Consider the following 24,379-nt stretch of genomic DNA (forward strand, 5'->3'; position numbering starts at 1 on the left):
CCCGAGCACCCGAGCACCACAGCCCCGCCCCCGATCATGCCGCCCGCCGATCGCCCCGATCACGCCGAGATCCTCGCCGCCCTGCGCGACCCCGGCGACCTCCGACCCCGCCAGCTCGGCCCCGGCGACGCCGCGATCCTCCCCCACGCGCACCTCGACCTCTCCAGCCTCGCCGACCCCACGCTGCTCGCCGCGATCCCCCGCGAATGGCCCCTGCGCGGCCTCTGGCTGGGCAACAGCGCCCTCGGCCCCGACGCCATCCCGGCCCTCATCGAGCTCCTCGCCCGACACCCGAGCCTCGAGCACCTCGAGCTCTCCGGCAACAGCCTCGGCCCCCGCGGCCTCGCGCTCCTGACCCCCGCCCTCGCCGCCCACCCCGGCCTGCGCTCCCTCGGCCTCGCCGACAACGACCTCGACGGCCCCACCCTCGATCGCCTCGGTCAGCGGCTCGCCGACCACCCGCTCCAACACCTCCGCCTCGCCCAACCTGTCCCTTCGACCACCCAACCTGTCCCTTCGACCACCCGCCCCAACCTCGCCCAACCTGTCCCTTCGACCACCCAACCTGTCCCTTCGACCACCCGCCCCAACCGCCCCGGCGACCCCGCCGTGTGGGCCGCCCTGCTGCGCCGCAACCACTCGTGGCGCAGCCTCAGCCTCCCCGCCTGCCCCGATCCCACCCCGCTGCTCGCCGCCCTCAGCCACACCACTGTCCTGCGTCGCCTCGAGCTCGGCGACCCGCTCCCGCCCGCCGCCCTCGCGCAGCTGTGCAGCAACGCCAACCGCGACCGCGAGCACCACCCCGCCCCCGAGCTCGCCCGCCTGCGCCGCTCGCTCCCCGCCATCACCGCCGCGATCCCCGAGCTCCCGCCCGCGACCCTCGACCCCGCCGACCTCGCCGCCACCCTGCGCCTGCTCGCTACCCTCAACGAGCGCCCCGAGCTCCTCCACCTCGATCACCCAACGGTGCACGACCTCCGTCGCGCCCTGCTCGCGACCCAGCGCCGCGATCGCAGCGACGAGCGCCGCCTCGCCCGCACCCGTCGCGCCGCCAGCCGTCGCGCCGAACGCGAGGCCGCCGCCCGCACCCGCATCGACGAGGCCCAGATCCGCCGCCGCAACGCCGGCGTCGCCGCGACCACCACCACCGCGCAGCTCCCCCCCGAGCACACGATCCACCGCCTCGATCCCCCGCGCCCCTGCTACGTCTGCAAGCGACCCTACGACCGCCTGCACTTCTTCTACGACCGCCTGTGCCCGATCTGCGCCGGCGAGAGCTACACCCGCCGCGGCGACCAGCTCGACCTGCGCGGCCGCTTCGCCCTCGTCACCGGCGGTCGCGTCAAGATCGGCCACCACGTCGCCCTCCGCCTGCTCGCCTGGGGCGCCCACGTGATCGTCACCTCCCGCTTCGCCCGCGACACCGTCCGCCGCTTCGCCGCCCACCCCGACTTCGCCAGCTTCCGCGATCGCCTCCACGTCTTCCCCCTCGACCTCCGCGCCATCCCCCACGTCGAGGCCTTCACCGCCCACCTCATCCGCAGCTACCCGCGCCTCGACATCCTCATCAACAACGCCGCCCAGACCATCCACCGCCCGCCCGCCTACTACGCCGCCCTGCTCGCCGACGAGGCCGCCCCGCTCGCCCTCCCCGCCGGCCTGGACCAGCTCCTCCCGGCCCTCCCCCTCGCCTCGACCACACCCCTGCCCGCCGAGTCCCCGCTGTTCCCCCAGACCAGCGACGACGGCTTCGGCCGCCCCCTCGACCTCCGCGAGCGCAACAGCTGGCGCCTGCGCCTCGACGAGGTCGGCACCGTCGAGATGCTCGAGGTCTCGCTCATCAACACCGTCGCCCCCTTCGTCCTCAACGCCCGGCTCCGTCAGCACATGTCCCGAAGGACAGGCGCCGCCTTCATCGTCAACGTCTCCGCCCCCGAGGGCCGCTTCGACCGCGACTACAAGGCCCCCTTCCACCCGCACACCAACATGGCCAAGGCCGCGCTCAACATGATGACGCGCACCAGCGCCGACGACTACGCCGACGACGCCATCTACATGACCAGCGTCGACACCGGCTGGGCCTCGAACGAGAACCCGGCCCCGATCGCCGCGGCGATGGACGCCCGCGGCTTCATGCCACCCCTCGACCTCGTCGACGCCGCGACCCGCGTCTGCGACCCGATCGTCCGCGGCCTCCGCGACGGCGAGCTGCTGCGCGGCGTCTTCCTCAAGGACTTCCGCCCGATCACCTGGTGATCGGCGTGACCCCGACGAGCTCGCCGCGCCCCGCCGTCCCGCCCCACAGCGCCGGAGCCCCGCGCGGCCCCACCGGCCCCTGATTGCCGTCGCGCACCAGGAAGCGCATCCCCGCCTCGACGTACACCGGCGCGACCAGATCGATCCCCAGCTCCGCCGCGCCGCCCGGCCAGAGCTGCGCCTGCGCCCCCAGCCGCAGCCGACCACTCACCACCGTCGCGCCGAACAACAATGACACCAGATGCCCGTCGCGCACCGCCGTGCGCCGCCCGCCCTCCGTCGTCGGCAACAGCTCGACCCGCGCCCGCAGCAGCTCGGTCGCCCGCGTCGTCGGCTCGACCAGCGCCTGACCCGAGCGCAGATCCCTCGGCCGCAGCGGCGCGCCCGAGCGGGTCAGCAGCACCCCCGCGAACTCCCCCGCGCCGACCTGCGTCACCTTGCGCCGCTGCGTCTCGAGGTCCGCCACCACCACCCGCGAGCTCTCACCGAAGCCGACGATCCACAGCGCGTCGCCGCGGCGCAGCTGCCCGCGCCGGACCCGGCCGTCGACGATCACCCCCTCGAGCCCAGGCCTGCGGCTGAACGCCCGCTCGATGTACAGCAGCGGCGCCCCCTCGCCGCGCAGCTGCGGCACCGTCAGCTCCGTCTCGAGCGCCTCGATCAGATCGGCGATGCTCGCCTCCCACGGCGACGGGCCCGCGCACACCGGCAGCGCCGCCCCGCGGATGATGCGAGTCGCGTCGCCGTCGAAGCCGCAGCGCGACAGCAGCTCGCGCACGTCGTGCTCGACCAGGTCGAGCCACTCGCCGTCCTGCACGAGGTCACACTTGCCGAGGAACACCACCAGCTGACGCAGCCCCAGCGCCTGCGCGAGCAGCAGGTGCTCGTGCGTCTGCGCCTGCACCCCGTCCGGCGCCGACACCACCAGGATCAGCGCGTCGACGAGGCCCTGGGCCCGCGCCGCGTTCTTCAGCCACGGCCGCCGCCCCGGGCTGTCGATGTGCACATAGGACCGCTGCGCCGTCGCGTAGCGCAGCTCGCTCGGCGCCGTCGTCAGGCTCTCCGTGCCCGGCTCCGGCAGCTCATCCGGGAGTCCCGCCCGCACCACACGCCCCGACGGCAGCGCCACCGCCTGCCGACCGCTGCGCGCGTCGAGCTGCGCCACCGTCACCGCCCGCACCTCGTCCGGTCGACGCCGCGCCAGCACCCGCGAGATGGCGGAGCAGAGCGTGGTCTTGCCGTGACGGTGGTGGCCGATCGTGGCCACCGCGAGCGTCGGACGATGCTGACGTATCTCGGACATGCAGCCCGCGAGCCTATCACGCGACCCCGCGGCCGCGCGCGACCCACCGATCCCGCGTGATACCCTCGCGGTGCCCGTGCTCGCATTCGCCTCCCGCCCGCGCCTGCTGCTCGGCGCGCTGCTCGTCGCCTGTACAACGAGCGGCGAGCTCCCAGCCATCGGCCCCGACGCAGCGACACCCGCCGAGTCGCCGACCCCCGAGCCGCCGCCCACCCCCCTCGGCGCAGCGACACCCAGCGCAGCTTCACCGCCCAACCTCGACGCGGCGACACCCAGCGCAGCGACGCCGCCAACCACACCGGCGCTCGCCGCCGTCGCCCCGCAGCGCCTGCATCCGGCCACCAGCACGGCCGAGCTGTTCGGCATCACCGGCGACGACGCCGGCCTCGTCCTCGCCGTCGGCGTCCACGGCACGATCCTCCGCTCCGACGATCACGGCCAGAGCTGGCGCGAGGTCGCAAGCCCCAGCGCGAGCCACCTCGCCGCCGCCTGGCGCAGCCCGCAAGGCAGCCTGTTCGCGGCCGGCAGCGACGGAACGATCCTCCGCTCCCGCGACCGCGGTCTCACCTGGCACGCGCGCACGAGCGGCACCCCGCACTGGCTCCGTCACCTCGCCGGCAACCCGCACGAGATCCTCGCCGCCGGCGACCACGGCACGATCCTCCGCTCCCGCGACGACGGCGACACCTGGACCAGCGTCGCCATGCCCACCCTCGCCGAGCCCTCGCGCAAGCCCTCGCGCGACCGCCTCCCACCCGGCGCACGACCACCGCCGCCCGGCCCTGACGACATCGTGCGCAGCATGTACCGACCCGACGAGGACGTGCGAGGCCTCGCCGCCCCGCGCCCCGGCGAGCTGTGGATCGCCCTGCGCCAGCTCGTGTGGCAGCGCCCCGACGATGCCGGCGCCTGGCGAGTCCTCGCCCGCACCGCGCCCCCGCGCGACAGCTTCGCCAACCTCTGGGTCGGCGACACCCACTGGGTCGTCAGTGGTCGCAACCGCGGCAGCGAGCGCCCCTCCTACTTCGTCGGCACCGGCACCGCCGGCACCGCCCCGATCCTCTCCGGCTGGTCCCAGATCGACAGCCGCCTCATCTCCCCCCCGATCGTCACCGGCGCCCCGACCGGCGCCCCGCCGATCCTCTACCTCGCGGGCGACGGCTACGCCGTGCACTGGTCCGAGGACGGCGGCCTGCGCTGGGCCGACTCGGAGCAGAGCGCCGTCATGCAGTCGCCCTACCCGCTGGCCAAGCGCGCCATGTGGGTCGCCCCCGACGGCATCGTCCACGCCGCTGGCACGGCCGGCGCCGTGATGCGCTCGACCGATCACGCTCGCACCTGGACCGTGCAAAACGGCGGCGCACGTGAGCCTCTCTTCGGCGGCGCGCTCGCCCGCGACGGCAGCATCTACACCGCCGTGGCCTTCGCCGTGCTGCGCGGCCGCGCCGATCACTGGCAACTCCTCTCACCGACCTCGACGCTCCCGGTCGGCGGCCACACCGAGGCCCCGACCTCCCGCGGCCTGGTCCGCTGCTGCACTGATGTCTGGGTCGCCCCCGACGGCACGATCCTCGCCGCCGGCAACGGCCTCGTCTGGCGCTCGCGCGACGACGGCCGCAGCTGGAAGAAGACCCACGACAGCGACCCGCGCTGGGACTGCTGCTGGTCCCTGTGGGGCGACGATCGCGGCGTCCACGGAATCGACCGCGACGTCATCCTCAGCTCGATCGATCACGGCAAGACCTGGACCCGCAGCTCGATCGCCCACCTGCTCACCCGCGACGACGGCAACCGCCTCGACATCAGCGGCAGCGACGACCACCTGCTCGTCGTCGGCGGCCCCGGACTCATCCTCCACAGCAGCGACCGCGGCCGCACCTGGGCCCGTCGCACCAGCCCCACCCGCGAGCCGCTCCACGCCGGCTTCGTCGCGACCACCGCCACCGGCCTCATCGCCCTCGCGGCCGGCGAACACGGCACCCTCCTGCGCTCCACCGACGCCATCCACTGGCAGCAGATCGCCCTGCCCACGACCATGCGCCTGCTCGGCATCCACGGCGACGAAGCGCGCGGCGAGCTCTACCTCGCCGGCGAGTCCGGCCTGCTGCGCTCACGCGACGACGGCCTCACATGGGCCCTCGACCCCACCGTCCGCGAGCCCCTGCGAAGCGTCTTCGGCGACGACCGCGGCCAGGTCCTCGTCGCCGGCGAACGCGGCCTGGTCCTGCGCCTCCCCTGAGTCGTCGACCCGCAACGACATCGTGCCATCCGCTCCACCCGGTCACGAGCGTCCGCGTCTTGCCATCCGCGCCGCCGATGCCGAGCGTCCGCGCGCCCCCAGACCGCTTGCCCCGCGCGCACGAAGCCGCCACGATCGCCGCCGGGCCGCGCCGCGCCCGGAGGTCACCATGTCCCTGCGCCCCACGCTCGCCGCCCTGCTCCTCGCCCTCGCCGCCTGCCACGACGAGTCCGGGTCCGAGTACGACGCCGCCGCCAGCCAGTGCGTCGACACCATCAACATGTACCGCGCCACCCTCGGCCTCCCCGCCTACGAGCGCTGGACCGACGCCGAGGGCTGCAGCGACGATGAGGCCGCCAGCGACGGCAAGACCAACACGGCCCACGGCGCCTTCACGCAGTGCGGCGAGATGGCCCAGAACGAGTGCCCCGGCTGGCCCGCCCCCGCCGAGTCGATGATCGATGGCTGCCTCGAGCTCATGTGGAACGAGGGCCCGGGCGCCGACTTCTCGGCCCACGGCCACTACATCAACATGAGCAGCACCCAGTACACAAAGGTCGCCTGCGGCTTCGCCGAGGTGAACGGATCGATCTGGGCCGTGCAGAATTTCCAGTGACGACCCGCCTCAAAATGGCCGCCGCTTGAGCTTCTGCTCCGCCGAGCGCGACAGCTGCCCGACTGGTTGCAACGGCGGCGCGGTCACGCTGAGCGGCGCAGTCACCCGCGTACCCGGCATCGGCGCCACATCACCGAGGTGCCGCGTACTCGTCAGGCGGATGATCGAGCTCGCGTCCGCCTCGCCGACCTCCGTCGTCAGCGCGCCAGACCCGTTCGCCGCGACCCGCAGCGCCCGCCCCCCCGGCGCCTGGACCCCGAAGGCAAAGCTCGGCTGATCGCTGCGCGTGATCAGGGAATTGGTGAAGCCAGTCGCCCCCGACTCCGCCACGTCGGCCAGCAGCAGCCCGCTCGGCCCGACCCGCACCCACGCCTGCACGTCCTCGGCGCACAGCCGCAGCTCACCGCTGTCGCTGACCACCGCGTAGAAGCTCCCGGCGCCCGCCGCATCCGCAAGCGACGGCCACAGCGTGCGCGCCGTGACGTCAACCCGCAGCCAGCGCCCGTCGAAGCTCTGGATCCCGTACCGCCCGCGAACCTCGCTCATGCCACGACGAGACCATGTCCGCCGGCCGCCACGCAACCCGGCAGCGCCGGGCGTGATCGCGGCACGGCCATTTTTGCGCCCACCTCGGCCCGCCACCCAACTACCATGACGGACGCATGTACAAGCAGATCCTCGTTGCCCTCGACGACTCCCCCCGCGCCCCGGAGGTCCTCCGCCACGCCGCCGGTCTCGCCGCGCACACCGGCGCTCGCCTGCACCTGTGCCACGCGGTCAACGTCCCCCTCGGCCTGCCCACCGACGCCTGGATGCTCACCTTCGACGAGCTCCAGGCGCGCCTGCTCGATCACGCCAAGCAGAGCCTCGCCCAGCTCGTCGTGCACTTGCACCCGCACGCCACGCCGATCCAGTGGGGCGAGCACCTGACCCGCCTCGGCCGCCCCGCCCAGGTCATCGTCGAGCTCGCCACCGAGCTCGCCGTCGACCTCATCGTGATCGGCAGCCACGGCTATGGGCCGATCGATCGCCTGCTCGGCACCACCGCCGCGAAGGTGGTCAACGGCGCCGAGATCAGCGTCCTCGTCGTCCGGCCACCGCGAGGTTAAACAGCAGAGCCCGCGCCGCGTGGACTCGCGGGCGCGGGCGCTCGGGCAGCGCGGCAAGGATCACTTCTAGTGGCAGTTGTCGCCGTCTTCGTGGCCAAACCCGCTCATGAGCAGCGAATCATCATCGACCTTCTTCTTGCAGGGATCGGTCGCCTTGCCCTTGTTGTTGAAGAAGCACGACGGCAGGCCGAGCTCGGGGTGGCGCACGAAGCTGACACAGCTCGCGCCCTCGGGCGTCCACTCCGCCTCGACCGGCCAGTCCGTGAACCGGGTCTGGATATCGAGGCTGTCCCAGACATCGATCTGGGTGCCGTCCACGGTGTGGGGCGTACCGTCGCCGCAGAAGTCAGCGCGGGCCATCCGCGTGCAGGCCTGGTGGTGGTCCGTCAGCGAGACTTCCGTACACTTCTTCTTCTTGCCCTTGCCCTCGCACTGGGTCTCGGTCGCCCACGGCCGGTAGCCCCACAGCGCACACTTGGCGACCACCGCGTTGGTGCAGGCGAAGGTGACGGCCTTGTCATTGTCGATCCGGTCGCCGGTCAGGACATCCCAGGAGTTCTTCATCGGGATGGCCTTGACCCCGTCGCTCCCGCAGTACGGCAGCCACTGGTTCTTGTCCTTCTCGCGATAGCTCAGGGAGTAGAGGAGGATGTCGTCCTGCTCGACGGACTGCTCGATATTGTTGATGCGCAGAACCACGTCCTGCGTCTTCACAACGTCGCCATCTTGCCAGCGCAGCCGCAGATCCATCTCCGCGCCGATGAAGTCAAGGCCCGACACCTGATACGTGATGCCGTCCTTCTCCAGGGTCGCCGAGAACGACGTGCCCTGCAGCAGCAGACCCGGGCCCTGGAGCAGCAAACCCGGTCCCTGGAGCAGCAGCCCGGGTCCGTTGAAGTCGATGCCCTGGAGGAGAAGCCCGGGTCCTTGGAGAAGTAGACCCGGCCCCTGGAGAAGCAGCCCCGGCCCTTGAAGCAGCAAGCCGGGCCCCTGAAGCAGCAAGCCGGGCCCCTGAAGCAGCAAGCCGGGCCCCTGAAGTTGGGTGTCATTGCCCTGGAGGTCTCGCATCGACACCTGCTCAAGATCCTCAGAGTGCTCGGCACACGCAGAGCTCAGCACCAACATTGAACTGACGACCAAAAGATTGCGCATCGACCCGTCCCCCACAACTACGATAGTGACCGCAGCCACTCGATCGGATCAAGAAAAAATACAACGATTGTCTATTTTGTGGCGACAGGAGGAGGCCATGTCGCACACACACGCAAACCGAGGGTCGTGTCGCGTAGGCTCGCAGGGACTTCAAAGCGCGCGGTGGTGCGCGCCTGAATCGCCGAATAGAAATATGCCCCGCCACGAACCATCAGCACATCCTCACGGTGCGACGACACTGCGGGTTCATATACGTTCCCGTCCGTGTCGAACAGCCCAAACGGACTGACTACGTGTGGGTAGGAGCCTACCGGGTCCGGGCCAAAGGCGTTGGCGACCTTTCCATACGTATCATCGATATTCGCGTCTGTCGGATACAACACGTCCCCACTGGCGAAGAGGCGTTCGTCAGCGCCACGTGCGGCACGCTCCCACTCGTGCTCATTGCAATACCGCGCCCCAGGAACCCGCCCCGAGCGATCGAGCCAGGCCAAGTACGCCCGCGCCTCCGCACCGTCGATCCCCGAAACTGGTAGGCGCTCCCATGCGACGCGGGCCCGTTGCTTGCGGCCCTCGTAGCTGAGCGGGGAGCCGCTGTCGAGCGTGTACACCTGGGCGCCAACTGTAAGTATCAGCCGCCACCCACCTTCAGGTCGCTCCTGCAACTGCGCCGGGCTGGCGGCGGCTGCCTTGAGGAGCGCCGCTCGCTGCTCGGGCGACTGCGCAGCCAAGTACTCGATGTACTGGGCGTAGGTCACCTCGTGGCGGGCAATGAGATACGGACCCGTCGTTACCGTGTGAGCCGGTTCCGCGCGGAGGAAGCCACGAATCGATTCGATCTCGCGAGACCCGTACACAAACCGCCCCACCGGGACGTAGATAAATCCATCAGGCACCGAATCAGTAGGCGGCAATGCGACAGTGACCGCCAACGATTCGCCGCGGCCGATTGTGACTGGATATCCTACCGTCACCTTCCCTGGCATCTCGAGGCGCAACCGGTACGACCCACGAGCCAGTGTCTGTATCGGCAGCGGAGTGCTCCCGAGCGTCCCGACCGAATCAGCCCGCCAGTGGCCGCCATCGGCGACGTAGCGCTCGAGCGTGACACGGGCGCCGGGCGGCTCGCTGGTCACGCTGAGCGCCCCAGGCGTCTCCCACTGCGCCATGCGTTCGCCGCTTTGATCGTAGAGCTTGATGCGCTCGAGATGGTCCTCCATGGCGAGCTCGTCCCTGCCCGCCTCCTCGGCCCGGATGGCTCGTTTCCACAGCACGTCGAGCAACTGGGCCCGGACGTCGTCGCGCCGAATATCGAGGCTCAGGGCAATCTCCAACTGCTGCGCCGCCCGAGCCAGACCGCGCTCGATCCCCGGGACGGCGGCGACGTAGCGACCCCACACAGCCTCGCCCTTCGCGCTCTCTCCCGCGTCGAAGGCCGCGATCGCCTGCGATCGCAGCACCTCGGCCTCGACCGAGATCGCCTCAGCAGTCGCATTCTCCTCGCTCGCCACGGCGGCGTGAGCGTCGATCCGGGCGCGCAGATCGAGCTGTCCCTTGAACCAGATCCCACCGTAGGTCAGCAGCGCCACGAGCGGCACCGCGACCGCAGCGACGCGACGAAGCAGGCGCGACCGCGCGGCCGCGCCGCGGCACGCGGCGATGAACTCGTGCTCGCGCGGCCGCAGGGTAGCGACCTCGAGGGCGAGGACCTCCTGCAACGGCGCGCCCGACAGCAGGCCATCCCGCCCGCGGCCGAGGCGCTCCCAGTCGAGCACGGCGAGCTCGAGGCGATGACGGACCGCCCGGCTCTCGCGCTCCTCCTCGAGCCAGCTCGAGAGGGTGGCCCAGCCCCCGAGCAGCGCCTCGTGGGCGATCTCGTAGACGGCCTGATCGGCGACCTCGCGGGCGACCACCAGGCGCGACCGGACCAGCGCCTTGAGTGCGGCCCCGGCTGCGGCCGAGCCTGCCACCAGCTCCTCCTCCGTGCGTACGGCGCGGGTGTCGTCGACGGAGACGAGGCGCATCAGCACCCGGCGAGCGGCGACCCGCTGCTCCGGGATCAGCTCCGCGAGCGCAGCGTCGCCGTGGCGCGCGAGGGCCCCGCTCACTCCGCCGATCTTCTTCAGCTCCGCGGCGGAGATCATGTTGGTGGCCGGATCGCGGATCTCCCACAACTCGGCGAGGGCGAACTGCAGCAGCGGGAGGCTGCCATGCGAGCCGGCCTGGATCAGCTCCTGGACGAGCTCCTCAGATTCGAAGCTGACGCCCTTCACCCGCGCCGGGCCGACGATCGCCTCCCGGGCACCCTCCGGCGTCAGCGGCCGAAGGATGTAGATCGCCCGGGTGAGCTCGTCGCCCACGCCGGGGAGCTGAGCGACCCGGGTGAGAAAGTCGCCGCGCACCGTCGCCAGCACGCGCAAACCCGGCAGCCCCGACGCGAGGTGGGCGAGGAGCGGACCGACGACGGCGACCTCCGCGGGGTCGGCGAGGGTCGTCAGCTCCTCGAACTGGTCGATCATCAGGAGGCGCCCGCGTGCCTCGCCCAGCTGCTTGCGAAACGCGCGGACCAGCTCGTCCGCGCCGGCCTTCACGAGCTCATGCACGGTGTCCTCGGCGAGGTCGAGCAGCCGCGCCAGGGCGTCGACCAGCGTCGGCAGCGGGTAACGCCCCGGCGTGATGCTGATGCTGGTCCACTGGCGATTCAGGTCGAGCTGGCCCTCCTCGACCAGCGGGGCGACGCCCGCCTTGCACAGCGAGGACTTGCCGACGCCAGAGTCACCCGCGACGACCACGAGGGCGTCGGCACGCAGGCGCTCGAGCACCGCGCGGATCTCGAAGGAGCGGCCGAAGAACAGCGCCCGGTGCTGCGACTCGAAGGCTCGCAGACCGCGGTAGGGGTTGCCATCGGGGATCGCCTGATCGCGGCTGGTCGGCGACAACGACTCGAGCGCGGCGAGCAGCTCCTCGCCCGACGCGTAGCGCTCGAACGGATCGCGCCGGATACAGCGATCGATGATCGCAGCCAACCGGGCATCGCAGCGCGCCGCCTTCTCGAGCAGCGGCCGCGGCTCTCGCTCCTGGATCTTCGTGGCCAGCTCGACCGTGCTGGTCGCCTCGGTCGGCGGTCCGCCGCACGCGAGGATGTAGAGAAGGACCCCGAGCGCGTAGACATCGGAGCGGCGCGTCGCCCCCTCGGCGCGCCACAACTCCGGCGCCATGTAGTTCGGCGTACCGAGCAGCGTGCCGACCTGCGTCAGCTCTGAGGGCCGTTCGCCCCCGGGCGCGATGGTCCCCGTGGGCGGGGCGGACAGGGTGTCCGACGACGCGCCCCAAGACCCGGAGATCGTCGCTCCCTGCATCCGCTGCGAGCTGGTCAGCGCGCTCATCACGTCGCTGTCGCTGGCCGCAGGGTGGCTGCCGCTGCGGCGCGCCTGCTCGGCCGTGTAGCGCTCGACCGCCGAGATCGCAGCATCCACCGCCGCCGCGGGCGCGGGCTGTGGCCGCGGCTGCGACGAGTCGGCGTGGGTCACGTCGAGCAGCTTGGCGAGGCTAAAGTCCAGCAGCTTGACCTCGCCGGTCTCGGTGAGCAGCGCATTCGCCAGCTTGATGTCGCGATGCAGGACGCCGTGGCGGTGCGCCGCTGCCAGCCCGCGAGCGAGTCCGACGCCGAGCTCTTGCACCCTCCGCCACGACACCGGCAGCACCAGCTCGCTCAGGCTCTTGCCGCGGATGTACTCCGTGATCAGGTACGGGTAGCCAGCGAGCTCGCCGACGCGGTGGAGCGTGACGACGTTGGGGTGCTGCAGCCGGGCGACGGCGCGGGCCTCGACGATGAAGCGCTCGCGATCCTCGGCGTCGGCGACCCGATTGATGAACTTGACCGCCACGGCCCGGTCGAGCACCGTGTCGTGGGCGAGGTAGACGCGGCCCATCGTCCCCTGCCCGAGCAGGCGGACGATGCGGTATTCGTCGAATTCCTGCGGTGGCGCCCAGGTGTCACTGGGCGCGGGCTCCGGCGTCATCTCGCCCAGGGTGACACGAGCCGCGCCGCGCCGACAAGGCCAGCCCCCACCTTGCCCGACGATGTAGGCACACCCATTTCACCGCGCCCCTGCGCCTCTGCGGCCGCTTCGCCCTGACACCGAGCGGACACCGAGCGGACACCGAGCGACCGGCGCAACCGCCCGCTCACGGCGTTCTGGCGGTCGGCGCGGCCGAGCTGGCGGCCTCGTCCTTTTCGACCACGAAGCGAACCAGCCGCTTGATCGTGTTGTTGCGCTCGATGTTGCCGAGGATCTTCACCAGATCGTCGTAGGCCTTGGGGTCCTTCAGCAGCTTGCCGAGGGTGCCGTCGCCCTTCTCGATCGTGGCGATCACCTTCTCGACGTTGGCCAGGGTCTCCTCGAGGTCCTTCACCATCGTGCCCTTGTCGTCGTAGAGCAGCTTCGACACCAGGCTCTTGTTGTTCGGATCCTTGACGTCCTTGAGCACCGTCGAGATGTCGCTCATCACCTTGCGGCCGTCGTCGACCAGCGGCTGCAGGTTGTCGTCGATCTTCGTCATGCTGCTGCGCGCCTTGGTCACGAAGCCGTTGAGCCCCGAGGCCGTGTCACGGACGCTGCGCAGCGTCGATCCGAAGTCCTTGACGTAGCTCTCGTCGTTGAGCAGCGCGCCGACCAGTCCCTTGCCCTCGGCGATCTGGCGCGAGACCTCGTTGACGTTGGCGAGCAGGCCTTGCACGTTGCGCACGGTCTTCTCGTCGCCCATCGCGGTCGCCAGCTCGGCGATGCCGCCGATGGTTTCCTCGACCTTGGCGAACACGCCGTCGAGGCGCTCCTTCACGTTGTCGAGCTCCTCGAGCAGCGCCGGCGTGGTCTGGATGCGGCCGCCCGGCTCGATCTGCGCCCCGCGCCCGACCGAGATCTGGACCAACTGGTCGCCCAAAAGGCCGTTCTGCGAGACCGTCGCGCGGCTGTCGTCGCGGATGTGCACGAGGCTGTCCATGAACACCGACAGCGTCACGCGGATGCGCTTGTGGTTGGTGGTGTAGCCGTCGCACACGCCGGTGTTGCCCGTCCAGCTGACGCGCCGATACCGGCGCCGGAAGTCTGCAGTGACACAAACCTCGTCCTCGCGGCACTGCGCGTCCTCCTCACACGGTGGGTGGAGGTCCTTGTTGAAGGAGTAGGCCTCGAGCTCGGCGCACTTGCCCTCGGGCGCGCAGAACATGGTGCGGTCGCAGTCGTCGCTGCGCCCCTGACCGAAGCGCCCGCGGTCCTCGGTGAGCGCGTTGCAGGGGTACTCGATCTCGACGAACTCACGGTCCTGCACCACGCCGATCTCGATGCCCTCGAGCTGAACGGGGCTGCCCTTCTTGAGGCCGGAGACCTGGCGGAAGTCGGCCGCGATCGTGGCCTTCTCCTTCCACGTGCCCTTGCCCTGGCCGATCACGAAGATCGATACCACCAGCAGCGCGCCCATGCCGAGCACGAACGACCCGACGATCAGATTGAGGCGGGCTTCATTCTTGCGCATGGTGGTCTCCTCGGATCAATCGTCCTTGTCCTCGCGGAAGATGCCCTGGACGAACTCGCGGACCTCGGGCACCTCGCTGTGTTCGATCTCTTCGGCGCTGCCGATGAACGGGAACTTCTTGTCCCACAGCATGGCGACGCGGTCGGAGCAGCCGAAGGCGATCGGCATGTCGTGGGTCACGACGATGCTGGTCACGTGGAGCTCTCGCTGTAACTTCTTGATCATCTCGCCGATGCGCTTGCTGTTCGCGGGGTCGAGGCCGGTGGTCGGCTCGTCGTACAGGATAACCTCGGGCTTGATGGCGATCGATCGAGCCAGCGCCGCGCGCTTGCGCATGCCCCCGCTCAGGCCGGCCGGGAAGCGATACATGATGTCCGGGTCGTAGCCGAGGCCGACCATGTCGAGGCACTCCTTGGCGCGCTCGAGCATCTCCTGGTCTGACATCTTGGTGTGCTCGCGCAGCGCGTAGGTCACGTTCTCGAACACGTTCATGGAGTCAAACAACGCGCCGCCCTGAAACACCATCGACACGTGCCGCCGAAGCTCCCGCAGCTGCTCGCGGTTCATGTCGCCGACCTCCTGGCCCTTGAACAGGATGTGCCCCTTCTCGTAGGGCAGCAGCCCGATCATCAGCTTGAGACACACGCTCTTGCCCATGCCGCTGCCGCCGATGATCGTGAACGTCTCGCCCTGCTCCACCTCGAGGTTCATGTCCTCGTAGATGACGTTGGCCCCGAAGGCCTTGAACAGGTTCCTGAGCTCGAACACTGCGGTCATGCGACTAGCCCACCGGGAGAAAGATCATGGTGAGGACAAAGTCCATGATGATGATCGTGACCGAGGTCGCGACCACCGTGTTGGTCGTCGAGATGCCTACCGCCTCGGTGCCGAACTTGGTCTGGAAGCCCTGGTAGCAGCCGATGATGCCCGTCAGCATGCCGAAGGTCGTCGCCTTCACCAGGCCCGAGATGTAGTCCATCGGGTACAGCTCGTCGACGTAGGTCTCGTAGAAGTACCCGGCCGGGACATCAAAGACGGTGTCCGCGATCAAGGCGCCGCCGCCGAGCGCCAGCACGTTGCCGTACACGCACAGCAGCGGCAGGGCGACCGTCGCCGCGGCCAGACGCGGCCAGATCAGCTTCTTGACCGGATCGGCGCCTAGCGACGCGATCGCGTCGATCTGCTCCGACACCTTCATCGAGCCGAGCTCGGCGGTCATGCCGGTCGCGATCTTGGCGCCCACCGTGAGCGCCATGATCGTCGGCACCAACTCGCGCACCAGGGCCAGCGCGGCCGCCGACCCGACCGCGTTCTTGGCCCCGAAGCCCATCAGCGCCTCGCCGAACTGCCATGTCAGCGCCATGCCGACGAAGATCCCCATCAAGGTCGCCAGCGGGATGCTGCGGATGCCGAGCGCGACGATCTGATAGAAGATGTCGTAGATGCCCAGCGGGCGGCGCATGCCCGACAGCACCGCCTGAACGAACATCACCGTCATGCCGCCGGCCCAGGCGAGCCCGTCGTTCACCGCCTTGCCGATGGACTCGAGGATGGCTCGCACGGCGGCCTAGCCTCGCACCGGGAACTCGAAGCCGGCGACGACCCGGGCGAAGGCCGCCCGACCGCGCTCGAAGCTGGCCGGTGGCGCGATGTACTCGAGGTCGAAGAGACAGCCGTTCTTCTTGGTCAGGTAGAGCTCGAGCTGCGTCTGCGCGCCGCCGTCGATCGACGCGAGCACGATCGTGTGCAGCCCGTCGCGCCCGACCATCGGCACCCGCTCCTGCGACTTGACCTCCCAGTCACGGAAGTCGATGCGCAGGTGATCCGCGAACTGCTCGAGCGCGCTGTCACCGTGCGACTCGCACTGACTGTCCAGCAAGATCACCGCGTCGAGCTCCGAGTTCCACCACGCGACCTGCGTGCCCTTCTGCGCCAGCGGGCTCCAGCCGTCACCAGGCATCCCGAAGCGATAGGTCGCCTGATGCTTGATCGGGCCCCGCTCCCAGCGCTGGTAGTAGGTGTTCCCGTGGCCCTTCCACCCGCCGCAGGCGGACAACCCGACGAGGAGCGCGAGGCCGAGGAGAGCGCGTGAGCAGAGGGGCCGCACTGGCGCCGCAGTGTAACAGTGTCCGCGGATCCGGCCACCCTGGGGGCAAGGCGACCCCAACGAAAACTCGTCCCCGCCGCAGCACACCCCCTCAGGGCGTCGCGGGGAGCCACAGATCGCCCGCCAGCAGGCGATGCTCCGGCCCAAACGACGTTGCCAGACCGGGGCACGCGCCCAAGGGGCCACCGCCAGCGAGGCCCGAGATCCACACGGCCCGCCCGTGCAGCCGCGCCAGCGTGACCGCAGCGGGGTGACAGTAGGGGTTGTCGCGCCCCGCCGAGATCACGACGAGCGCGGGATCGGCCGCGGAGAGCACCGCCTCGGAGGTCGCCCCGGCGCTGCCATGGTGCGCCGCCCACAGGACATCGACCGGCCCGCACGCAGCCGCCGCCACTGCCACCTGGTCCGCCGGCAGATCGCCCGGCGCGAGCAGGCGCAGCCCGCCGATCTCCACGCACAGCGCCAGCCCGCGGGCGTTCTCCGCCGCGAGGCCCAGCGGCGCCCCGGTCTCAACCGCGTACACCGACAGCCCCGGCGCCGTGAAGCGATCGCCCGCCACCGCAGTGCGTCGGCGATCGCCCGCCACCGCGAGGTACGCCGCGACCGCCTCGGTCTCCGGCGCCCCGTCGAGACCCCGGTCCCACAGCGCCGCGACCTCGACGTCATCCTCGCTGCCCGCGATCCCGTCCGCCCCCGCGATCGCCCGCGCCACCCCGCCGACATGGTCCGCGTCGAAATGGCTGTGGATCCACAGATCGACGCGCAGCAGCGCATGCTCGTCGAGCGCGTGGATCACCACCTCCGCGGCCGCCGGCGGTCCCGAGTCGATCACCACGACCTGACCCTCGGGACCGACCAGCAACAACGCGTTGCCCTGACCGACATCCAAGAAGTGAAGCCCGGGCCCGGCCGGGCCGAGCACGACCCCCGCGAGCAGTACGAAAGAGAGATCCATGCCCGCTGCTCGACCCCTCCCTCGAGCTCGTTGCACACGCAGCGAAAAAACCTCGCCCCCTGCAACGCCGGACCCGATGCGAGCGAACACGCCGCCATGGCCCCCGCCCTCGCCTCGTTGCTCGTCGCCCTCACAGCGGCCCGTGATCTGCCCACCACGCCCGCTGCCAGCTCCTCCCTCACCAAATCACCAAATCACTCCAACGACCCGACGTCCCTGCCCACCGAGTCGCCGGTCCCCGGCAGCAGCGAGGAGCTCATGGCCCTCGCCTCCGGGCCCGACGAACTCATGCCGAGCGCCGCCGAGCGCGAGCTCCCGCTCGTTCACGGCGGCTTCGCGGCGCCCACGGCATGGCTCGCCCTGTGGCGCGGCGACGCCTGGATCTGCTGGGACGCCGAGCTTCCCACCTGCTGGCAGCGGCTCGAGCTCACCGGCATCGTCGATCTCTCCTCGCTGCGCGCCGAGTTCGTCGACCGCAGCACGCTTGTCCTCGGGGACAGGTCCGAAGCGACATGGCAGGTCGTGCGCGGCGACCCCGGGCCGCGCCCCGTGGCCTGGTCCACGACGCCCCGCCAGAGCCCGCGCGCCCTCGCCTGCGGCCCCGCCGGCGCCCTGCCGATCGCCGATGACGGTGGCCTTCGCTTCATCGCCCGGCCCTGCCCCGAGGCCCGCGACGGCGGCGACACCTGCGTGCACCCCGGTCGCTCGCTGCGTCTGCATCGCCCTCAACCACTGCGCCTGCGCCTCGGCCTCGAGCTGCGCGGCCTCGCCGACTGGCGCCTGCACCCCGGCCTCGGCACCACCACCACTGGTGTCCAGCTGCTCGCCCTCCTCGCCATCGGACTCGACCCCGCCGCCTGGATCCAGCAGCGCCGTGAGCGAGCCGATCTCCATGCGCAGGCGCGACCCGGCCTGCGCGCCCTGCCCCCGCCGCGAAGCCGCGGCCCGCTCGTCGCCGCGGAACGCGAGGCCCTGCGCACTGCAGTCTGCGGAGTTGCCCGATGATCGCCCAAGTCACCCTCGCTCTCCTCTACTCCCTGCTCGCCCCGCCGCCGCCCGCCCCGGTACCTGACCCGGCCGTGCTGGCGCGCGCGCTCGCCGAGCTACCGACCCGGCCGAGTGTCACCGAGGTGCAGGAGGCCGCCCTGCGCCGCGCGACCCTGTCCCCAAAGACAACTCGCAACTGGCTCCGCCGCGCCCGCGCTGCGGCCATCTTGCCGGGCATCACCGGCGAGTATGGCCTGCGCAGCGACCAGGGCTGGCAGCTCGACCAGGCCGTCGGCGACGGTGACGAGCTGTCCCAGGACCTCGGGGCCGGCCGCGTCATCCAGCTGCGGGCCAGCTGGGATCTCGACCGACTCATCTTCAACGCCGACGAGTTGCGGGCTGCCCGGGCCTCGCTCGACCTCGCCGAGCTCCGCGAGCGCCTGCTGGTCCGCGTCACTCAGCTCTACTTCGAGCGCCAGCAGCTCCTGCTCGAGATCGCCAGCCTGCCTGCGCGTGACGGTCACGAGGCGATCAGCCGCCACGTGCGGCTCGCCGAGGTGGAGGCCGTCCTCACCGGGCTCACCGGACTGCGCCTGCCGCGAGCCGCACCAGCGCGCCCGCCCCCGTGATCGGCGAAACTGCGCGCTGCATCCCTCGGTGGCGCCGCCGCGGAGTTTGGTACCCTCGCCGCGTGACAGCCCGACGCGCTCCGCAAGACCGCTTCGTGTGTGACCTCGACGTCGAGCTCGACTCGGGTCGACTCCACGTCACCGGTCGTGCCCGCGATCTCAGCGAGAGCGCCGTCTGTCTCACGGCCCGCGATCCCATCGAGCCTGGCACCGCGGTCAACGTGCAGCTGCGCCTCGTCCTCGAGTGGGGCGCCAGCGAGGCGCTCGCGCTGCCGGGGCAGGTCGCCTGGCTGACCGCCAGCGAGGGCGCCCAGCAGATCGGCGTCGTGTTCACGGCGATGGGCCCCGAGGTCCGTCAGCGGTTGCAAGTGCTGCTGAAGGTGCTGCTCGGCCAGATCTCCCTCTCGACCCCGACCGCCTGACCGGCCCGTCGATTGTTCGGGTCAAGGCCGTCGCATGTGCATCGATCTGCGCGCCATGTGGGTGATCGTGCGCGCATTGCTGTGCACATACTGGTGCAAAAGGGGCCTTCCGCCCCCGGCCAGTTCCGCACTAAACCATCAAGATTGTTGATCTTACTTCCAACGCGTGGGATATGGAGCCCCGCGCCTGTGGCTTGCATAGTCGCGGGCCGCAAGAGGGACCGACCATGACGCCCACCGCCGAAACCCGGGACACCAGCCGACGCGCACTCAGCATCCTTGCTCGCTCGCTGTTCCGCCAGATGCGTGAGCAGGGCTACTCGCCGGAGCAGGTCATCGCTCTCTCGTCCGAGCTCATCGAGCTCGTCAGCCATGACCTGCGGCAGGAGCGGGCGATGGACGCTCGCTGGGCCGCTGAATAGCCGTCGAAAGCTCACGACCCCCGGCGTGGACTTGCCTGACGCCGGTCGGTATTGCTTGCGCCATGCCGTCGGCCGCCGACAGCCCCTTGTCCCTGCCCGCGCTGGATGACCTCGACGTCGAGAACCGTCGGGTCTTCGTCCGGGTCGACTTCAACGTTCCGCTCAAGGACGGCGAGGTCCGCGACGACACCCGGATCCAGGCCTCGCTGCCCACGATCCGGCGCCTGCGAGAGCGCGGCGCCCGGGTGATCCTCGCGTCCCACCTCGGCCGCCCCGACGGCGCCCCCGATCCCAAGTACTCGATGGAGCCGGTCGGCTCCCGCCTGGCGGAGCTGCTCGGCTGCGAGGTCCGCCTGCCCGACGAGGTCGTCGGCGACGGCGTCACCAAGCTGGTCCTCGACACCCGCGCCCAGCACGTCGTCTTGCTCGAGAACCTCCGCTTCCACCCCGGCGAGACCAAGAACGACCCGGCCTTCGCGGCCAGGCCCTCGCCAAGCTGTGCGAGGCCTACGTGAACGACGCCTTCGGCGCCTCGCACCGCGCCCACGCCTCGGTGGTCGGCGTGCCCCGACTGGTCCGCGCTCGCGCGGCCGGCCTCCTGCTGGCCGCCGAGACCACCGCCCTCGGTCGCCTGGTCCACCACCCCGAGCACCCCTTCGTCACCCTCATCGGCGGCGCCAAGGTCTCCGACAAGCTCCCGGTGCTCATCGCCACCCTCGAGCGCCTCAAGGCCGGCGACTCGATCCTCATCGGCGGGGCGATGGCCAACACCTTCCTGGCGGCCCGCGGCGCCCAGCTCGGCGCCTCACTGCAGGAGTCCGAGCGCCTGGCCGACTGCCGCAACCTCCTCACCCGCGCGTCCGCCCGCAACATCCGCGTGCTGCTCCCGACCGACCTGCGCATCGGCGACGGTCTCAAGGCCACCAGCGCGAGGATCGTCCGCGTCGACACGCTCGCCGCCACACTCGCTGGTGGGGGCCTCGGCGCCAGCGAGATGGCCCTCGACATCGGCCCCGACACCGAGCTCCGCTTCGCCGCCGCGGTCCAGTCGGCCAAGATGCTGTTCTGGAACGGCCCGATGGGCCTGTTCGAGAGCCCGGCCTTCGCCAGCGGCACCCTCGCCATGGCCAAGGCCGTCGCTGCCTGCCCCGGCTTCACCCTGGTCGGCGGCGGAGACAGCGTCGCCGCGCTCCAGGAGTCCGGCCTCGCCGACCGCATCGACCACATCTCCACCGGCGGCGGCGCCTCCCTCGAGATGCTCGAGGGCAAGGTCCTGCCGGGCGTCGAGGCCCTGCTCGGGTCTTCGTCCGGGTCGGGCAAGGAGAGCGCCTGACCGTGCTGCGTACCCGCTGGACGATCGGCAACTGGAAGCAGAACCTCCTGCGCGGCGCCGCGGAAGACCTGGCCACCGCCGTGGTCGGCGACTTGCCGGAACCGGTCGCCGAAGGCGGCAAGCAGGTGCGCGTCGGCATCGCCCCGAGCTACGTCGCCCTCGACGCCGTGCGCCCGTGGGTCCGCCCGCAGGGCCCGCTCTTCCTGTTCGCCCAGGACGTCGCGGCCCAGGACGAGGGCGCCTTCACTGGTGAAGTCGGACCCGCGATGCTCAGCGACGTCGGCGCCCATGGGGCGATCGTCGGGCACTCCGAGCGACGCATCCACTTCGGCGAGACCGACGCGACCGTCGCCCGCAAGGTCCACGTCGCCCTCGAGGCCGGCCTCCGGGTCGTCCTGTGCGTCGGCGAGGGACTCGAGATCCGCGAAGCCGGCCAGCACGAAAGTCATGTCATTTCGCAGCTTTCGGCCGCGCTCTCTCAACTACCGGCCGAGCTCGTCAGCGAGCGCCTGATCGTCGCCTACGAGCCGGTCTGGGCGATCGGCACCGGCAAGACCGCGACCCCTCGCGACGCCGCAGCCATGCACCACCGCCTGCGCGCCTGGCTGGAGCAGCACTTCGGCCCCGCCGGCGCCGACAGATCGATCCTCTACGGTGGTAGTGTCAAGCCCAACAACGCTGCGGCCCTCATGGCCGCCGGCGACGTCGACGGCTTCCTCGTCGGCGGCGCCTCGCTCGAAGCTGAAGCCTTCCTGCAGATCGTCCGCCTCGTCGTCAGTGCGGCCTAAGCCATGTTCGATATCCTCGTCACCCTCGTCACCGTCTTCTACGTGATCATCTGCATCCTGATGATCCTCATCATCTTGCTGCAAGCCGGTCGCGGTGGCATGGGCACGGCGCTGGGTGGCGGAGCCAGCCAGAGCGTCTTCGGTGGGGGTGGAAGCTCCGATCTTCTCGCAAAGATCACGCAGAGTTGCGCTGCAGGCTTCATGATCTTCGCCATGTTCCTGGCCTACGCCAGCGCCCACAGCGGCTCGGCCAACTTGAAGGCCAAGAGCGACGAGAACACTGTCGAGGAGCGCGCGGCCGGCGAGGACGACGTCGTCGACTACGAGAAGATCGGCCCGAACCCACTCCGCCTCCCCCCGCGTCGCGACCCCAACGCCGCCACCCCGACGCCGACAGACCTCAACGCTCCGCCGGCCGACGCTCCCGCCGACGCTCCCGCCGACGCTCCCGCCGACGTCCCGGCCGACGTCCCGGCCGCTCCGGCCGATGTGCCGGCCGTTCCCCCGACCGACGCTGCCGATGCTCCCGCGGCCGACGCCGCTGCAACCGGCGCCCCGGTCCCCGCCCCCGCCGAGATCCCCGCGGTCACGGAGACCAAGCCCGTCAAGAAGGCCGAGCCCAAGAAGCCACTGCGCAAGAAGCCGGCCCCGGCCGATGCCCCGCCCCCCGACGCCGCCGAGATGGCCCCCGAGATGGCCCCCGAGATGGCCCCCGCCGAGGCCCCCGCGCCGTGACCAGCCAGCCTGTCCCTCCGGCCAGGCTCCCTGCTCCGCACAGCCCGACCGCCCGCGATCTCCCCTTCGTCAAGGTCGAGGGTCTCGGCAACGACTTCCTCCTGATCGACCTCCTGCGCCCAGCCGCGGGCCCACGCTCGCCAGGTCGCCCCCTGCCGATCCCCAAGCCGGACCAGGAAGCCCTCGATCACTGGCTCGTCGAGCTGCAGCGCCGGGCCCCTTCACTCTGTGATCGCCGCACCGGCGTCGGCGGCGACGGCCTCCTCCTCGTCGCTCCGCCCCGCCTCCCGGACTCCGGCGCGACGATGCTGGTCATCAACCACGACGGCTCCCGCCCCGAGATGTGCGGCAACGGCCTGCGCTGCGTGGCCCGCTACCTCGCCGACGACCCCACGACCCTGCAGATCGACACCGACGCCGGCCCCCGCCGCTGCAGCGTCCACGGCGACCAGGTCGAGGTCGACATGGGCCCCGCCGAGTCCCTCGGGCTCCGCGAGGTCGCCGGCCGCCGCTTCGTCACCTACTCGCTCGGCAACCCCCACGCGGTCGCCTTCGTCGCGCCCGGCGAGGACCCCGAACAACTCGCCCGCAGCCTCGGCCCCATCGTCGAACAGGACCCCCAGTTCCCCGGCCGCACCAACGTCGAGTTCGCCCGCCGCGAGCCCGACGGCAGCCTCACCCTGTGGGTGTGGGAACGCGGCTGCGGCATCACGGCCGCCTGCGGCACCGGTGCCTGCGCCACCCTCGCGGCCGCCGTCGCCGCCGGCCTCGCGCCCACCGGCCTCCCGGTCCAGGTCCGCCTCCCCGGCGGCCCCCTCACCGTCCGCCTCGCCGAAACCCGCGTGTGGATGACCGGCCCCGCCCGCCTGGTCTTCCACGGCCAGGTCTGAGCCGCGCCAGCCTACCCGAACAGCCCGACGAAGTTGGTCCCCGTCAGCCACTGCCCGCCGTCGACCACCACCACGGCGCCCGTCATGTACGCGCTCGCCGGGCTGACCATGAACAGCACCGCCTCGGCGATCTCCGCGATCGTGCCGAAGCGCCGCAGAGGGATCTGCGCCGTCATGCGCTCGCGGACCGCCCCGGGCGCCAGCCGCTCCATCCCCTCCGTCCCGGCGATCGGCCCCGGCGCGATCGCGTTGACCCGGATCTGCAGCGGCCCCCACTCGACCGCCAGCGTCCGCGTCAGCGCGTCGATCCCGGCCTTCGCGCTGGCCGCGTGCACCTGCAAGGGCGTGCCCGCGTAGTGCAGCGTCGCCGAGATATTGATGACCACCCCGCCGCGTCGCTCGAGCAGCGGCAGCGCCGCCTTGCAGGCGTTGAAGGTCCCTTTGAGGTCGATGTCGACGACCGTGCCGAAGCCGTTGGCCGACAGCGCCGCCGCCGGCGCGAGGAAGTTCCCGGCCGCCCCGTTCACCAGCACGTCGAGCTGACCCCAGCGCGCCTCGATCGCCGCCGTCACCGCCGCGAGCGCCTCGGGCCTGCGCACGTCGGCCGCCAGCGCGAGGCACTCGCCCCCCGCCGCCACGATGCCGTCCGCGACCGCGTCGAGCTTCGCCTGCGTGCGACCGCAGATCGCCACCCGCGCCCCGTGGCCCGCCAGCGCCGCTGCGATCCCCGCACCGATGCCCGAACCTCCGCCCGTCACCAGCGCCACCTGTCCCCGCAGGAGATCCTCGCGAAAGCTGCTCATCCCCGACGACTACCACGGAGCCGCAACGCCTGCGCCCCTCTCCATCCCACCACCCGCGAAGCACCCTTGCACCCTCATCCACCCGACGCCATAAGCCA

General features: G+C 71.1%; 21 protein-coding genes and 1 pseudogene. 12 read left to right on the forward strand and 10 right to left on the reverse strand.

Annotated elements, in window-relative coordinates; genetic code table 11:
- The first annotated feature begins 36 nt into the window (after positions 1-36).
- Positions 37-2,256: an SDR family NAD(P)-dependent oxidoreductase gene (locus tag IPJ59_RS11285; RefSeq protein ID WP_293271462.1), complete on the forward strand. Its 2,220-nt coding sequence runs from the start codon at positions 37-39 to the stop codon at positions 2,254-2,256.
- Here IPJ59_RS11285 and IPJ59_RS11290 read toward each other — a convergent pair.
- Positions 2,246-3,559, reverse strand: a complete 1,314-nt coding sequence (locus IPJ59_RS11290) for a GTP-binding protein (protein ID WP_293271463.1) — start codon at positions 3,557-3,559, stop codon at positions 2,246-2,248. The two genes, IPJ59_RS11285 and IPJ59_RS11290, sit on opposite strands and share 11 nt — an antisense overlap.
- Positions 3,560-3,635: 76 nt before the next feature.
- Between IPJ59_RS11290 and IPJ59_RS11295 the strand changes: the two genes are divergently transcribed.
- Both IPJ59_RS11295 and IPJ59_RS11300 read left to right on the forward strand, forming a co-directional pair.
- Positions 3,636-5,798 (forward strand): WD40/YVTN/BNR-like repeat-containing protein, encoded by a 2,163-nt coding sequence (locus tag IPJ59_RS11295; RefSeq protein WP_293271465.1) that lies wholly within the window; start codon positions 3,636-3,638, stop codon positions 5,796-5,798.
- 169 nt (positions 5,799-5,967) lie between these two features.
- On the forward strand, positions 5,968-6,414 hold the full coding sequence (locus IPJ59_RS11300) for a spore germination YkwD domain-containing protein (RefSeq protein WP_293260737.1): 447 nt from the start codon (positions 5,968-5,970) through the stop codon (positions 6,412-6,414).
- Between the two features lie 9 nt (positions 6,415-6,423).
- On the opposite strand, the gene IPJ59_RS11305 is transcribed toward IPJ59_RS11300, so the two are convergent.
- Positions 6,424-6,960 (reverse strand): hypothetical protein, encoded by a 537-nt coding sequence (locus tag IPJ59_RS11305; protein WP_293260740.1) that lies wholly within the window; start codon positions 6,958-6,960, stop codon positions 6,424-6,426.
- 116 nt (positions 6,961-7,076) lie between these two features.
- On the opposite strand from IPJ59_RS11305, the gene IPJ59_RS11310 reads away from it, so the two are divergent.
- A complete protein-coding gene (locus tag IPJ59_RS11310; protein WP_293260743.1) occupies positions 7,077-7,523 on the forward strand; it encodes a universal stress protein in 447 nt (148 codons plus the stop codon).
- Positions 7,524-7,589: 66 nt separating this feature from the next.
- Here the strand turns inward: IPJ59_RS11310 and IPJ59_RS11315 are convergent, their stop codons facing one another.
- The 7 genes from IPJ59_RS11315 to IPJ59_RS11345 all read right to left on the reverse strand — a co-directional run bounded on the left by IPJ59_RS11315 (position 7,590) and on the right by IPJ59_RS11345 (position 17,272).
- Entirely contained in the window at positions 7,590-8,591 is a 1,002-nt protein-coding gene (locus IPJ59_RS11315; RefSeq protein WP_293260827.1) for an ADYC domain-containing protein, read from the reverse strand.
- 155 nt (positions 8,592-8,746) lie between these two features.
- On the reverse strand, positions 8,747-12,697 hold the full coding sequence (locus IPJ59_RS11320) for an nSTAND1 domain-containing NTPase (protein ID WP_293271467.1): 3,951 nt from the start codon (positions 12,695-12,697) through the stop codon (positions 8,747-8,749).
- Between the two features lie 166 nt (positions 12,698-12,863).
- Positions 12,864-14,210: an MlaD family protein gene (locus tag IPJ59_RS11325; protein WP_293260749.1), complete on the reverse strand. Its 1,347-nt coding sequence runs from the start codon at positions 14,208-14,210 to the stop codon at positions 12,864-12,866.
- 15 nt (positions 14,211-14,225) lie between these two features.
- Positions 14,226-14,987, reverse strand: a complete 762-nt coding sequence (locus IPJ59_RS11330) for an ABC transporter ATP-binding protein (protein WP_293260752.1) — start codon at positions 14,985-14,987, stop codon at positions 14,226-14,228.
- Positions 14,988-14,991: 4 nt separating this feature from the next.
- Positions 14,992-15,771, reverse strand: coding sequence for an MlaE family ABC transporter permease (locus IPJ59_RS11335; RefSeq protein WP_293260755.1), 780 nt, complete (start codon positions 15,769-15,771; stop codon positions 14,992-14,994).
- A gap of 6 nt (positions 15,772-15,777) precedes the next feature.
- Positions 15,778-16,317 (reverse strand): hypothetical protein, encoded by a 540-nt coding sequence (locus IPJ59_RS11340; protein ID WP_293260758.1) that lies wholly within the window; start codon positions 16,315-16,317, stop codon positions 15,778-15,780.
- A gap of 91 nt (positions 16,318-16,408) precedes the next feature.
- Entirely contained in the window at positions 16,409-17,272 is an 864-nt protein-coding gene (locus tag IPJ59_RS11345; protein WP_293260761.1) for a ComEC/Rec2 family competence protein, read from the reverse strand.
- A 96-nt stretch (positions 17,273-17,368) separates the two neighbouring features.
- Here IPJ59_RS11345 and IPJ59_RS11350 point away from each other — a divergent pair, with 96 nt between their 5' ends.
- From IPJ59_RS11350 to dapF, 8 genes and pseudogenes are all read left to right on the forward strand, one after another.
- Positions 17,369-18,277, forward strand: a complete 909-nt coding sequence (locus IPJ59_RS11350; RefSeq protein ID WP_293271469.1) for a hypothetical protein — start codon at positions 17,369-17,371, stop codon at positions 18,275-18,277.
- Entirely contained in the window at positions 18,274-18,888 is a 615-nt protein-coding gene (locus IPJ59_RS11355) for a hypothetical protein (RefSeq protein ID WP_293271471.1), read from the forward strand. Before IPJ59_RS11350 ends, IPJ59_RS11355 begins: the two co-directional genes overlap by 4 nt.
- 62 nt (positions 18,889-18,950) lie before the next feature.
- Positions 18,951-19,310 (forward strand): PilZ domain-containing protein, encoded by a 360-nt coding sequence (locus IPJ59_RS11360; protein ID WP_293260768.1) that lies wholly within the window; start codon positions 18,951-18,953, stop codon positions 19,308-19,310.
- A 227-nt stretch (positions 19,311-19,537) separates the two neighbouring features.
- Positions 19,538-19,732: a hypothetical protein gene (locus IPJ59_RS11365; protein ID WP_293260771.1), complete on the forward strand. Its 195-nt coding sequence runs from the start codon at positions 19,538-19,540 to the stop codon at positions 19,730-19,732.
- Between the two features lie 62 nt (positions 19,733-19,794).
- A pseudogene (locus tag IPJ59_RS38680) lies at positions 19,795-21,065 on the forward strand (phosphoglycerate kinase).
- A gap of 2 nt (positions 21,066-21,067) precedes the next feature.
- A complete protein-coding gene (gene tpiA / locus IPJ59_RS11380; RefSeq protein ID WP_293271477.1) occupies positions 21,068-21,853 on the forward strand; it encodes a triose-phosphate isomerase in 786 nt (261 codons plus the stop codon).
- 3 nt (positions 21,854-21,856) lie between these two features.
- Positions 21,857-22,588 (forward strand): preprotein translocase subunit SecG, encoded by a 732-nt coding sequence (gene secG, locus IPJ59_RS11385; RefSeq protein WP_293271479.1) that lies wholly within the window; start codon positions 21,857-21,859, stop codon positions 22,586-22,588.
- Entirely contained in the window at positions 22,585-23,478 is an 894-nt protein-coding gene (gene dapF / locus IPJ59_RS11390; protein ID WP_293271481.1) for a diaminopimelate epimerase, read from the forward strand. Before secG ends, dapF begins: the two co-directional genes overlap by 4 nt.
- Positions 23,479-23,489: 11 nt before the next feature.
- Here the strand turns inward: dapF and IPJ59_RS11395 are convergent, their stop codons facing one another.
- Positions 23,490-24,281, reverse strand: a complete 792-nt coding sequence (locus IPJ59_RS11395) for an SDR family oxidoreductase (RefSeq protein ID WP_293271482.1) — start codon at positions 24,279-24,281, stop codon at positions 23,490-23,492.
- Positions 24,282-24,379: the final 98 nt, after the last annotated feature.

The sequence above is a fragment of the Nannocystis sp. genome, from assembly GCF_016714285.1.
GTDB lineage: Bacteria > Myxococcota_A > Polyangia > Nannocystales > Nannocystaceae > Nannocystis.

Excerpts from the sequence above, each read along its gene's own strand:
- IPJ59_RS11285 (WP_293271462.1), top strand. The coding sequence starts at position 37 with ATGCCGCCCGCCGATCGCCCCGATCACGCCGAGATCCTCGCCGCCCTG.
- IPJ59_RS11290 (WP_293271463.1), bottom strand. The coding sequence starts at position 3,559 with ATGTCCGAGATACGTCAGCATCGTCCGACGCTCGCGGTGGCCACGATC.
- IPJ59_RS11300 (WP_293260737.1), top strand. The coding sequence starts at position 5,968 with ATGTCCCTGCGCCCCACGCTCGCCGCCCTGCTCCTCGCCCTCGCCGCC.
- IPJ59_RS11305 (WP_293260740.1), bottom strand. The coding sequence starts at position 6,960 with ATGAGCGAGGTTCGCGGGCGGTACGGGATCCAGAGCTTCGACGGGCGC.
- IPJ59_RS11310 (WP_293260743.1), top strand. The coding sequence starts at position 7,077 with ATGTACAAGCAGATCCTCGTTGCCCTCGACGACTCCCCCCGCGCCCCG.
- IPJ59_RS11315 (WP_293260827.1), bottom strand. The coding sequence starts at position 8,591 with ATGCGAGACCTCCAGGGCAATGACACCCAACTTCAGGGGCCCGGCTTG.
- IPJ59_RS11320 (WP_293271467.1), bottom strand. The coding sequence starts at position 12,697 with ATGACGCCGGAGCCCGCGCCCAGTGACACCTGGGCGCCACCGCAGGAA.
- IPJ59_RS11325 (WP_293260749.1), bottom strand. The coding sequence starts at position 14,210 with ATGCGCAAGAATGAAGCCCGCCTCAATCTGATCGTCGGGTCGTTCGTG.
- IPJ59_RS11330 (WP_293260752.1), bottom strand. The coding sequence starts at position 14,987 with ATGACCGCAGTGTTCGAGCTCAGGAACCTGTTCAAGGCCTTCGGGGCC.
- IPJ59_RS11345 (WP_293260761.1), bottom strand. The coding sequence starts at position 17,272 with ATGGATCTCTCTTTCGTACTGCTCGCGGGGGTCGTGCTCGGCCCGGCC.
- IPJ59_RS11350 (WP_293271469.1), top strand. The coding sequence starts at position 17,369 with ATGGCCCCCGCCCTCGCCTCGTTGCTCGTCGCCCTCACAGCGGCCCGT.
- IPJ59_RS11355 (WP_293271471.1), top strand. The coding sequence starts at position 18,274 with ATGATCGCCCAAGTCACCCTCGCTCTCCTCTACTCCCTGCTCGCCCCG.
- IPJ59_RS11365 (WP_293260771.1), top strand. The coding sequence starts at position 19,538 with ATGACGCCCACCGCCGAAACCCGGGACACCAGCCGACGCGCACTCAGC.
- secG (WP_293271479.1), top strand. The coding sequence starts at position 21,857 with ATGTTCGATATCCTCGTCACCCTCGTCACCGTCTTCTACGTGATCATC.
- IPJ59_RS11395 (WP_293271482.1), bottom strand. The coding sequence starts at position 24,281 with ATGAGCAGCTTTCGCGAGGATCTCCTGCGGGGACAGGTGGCGCTGGTG.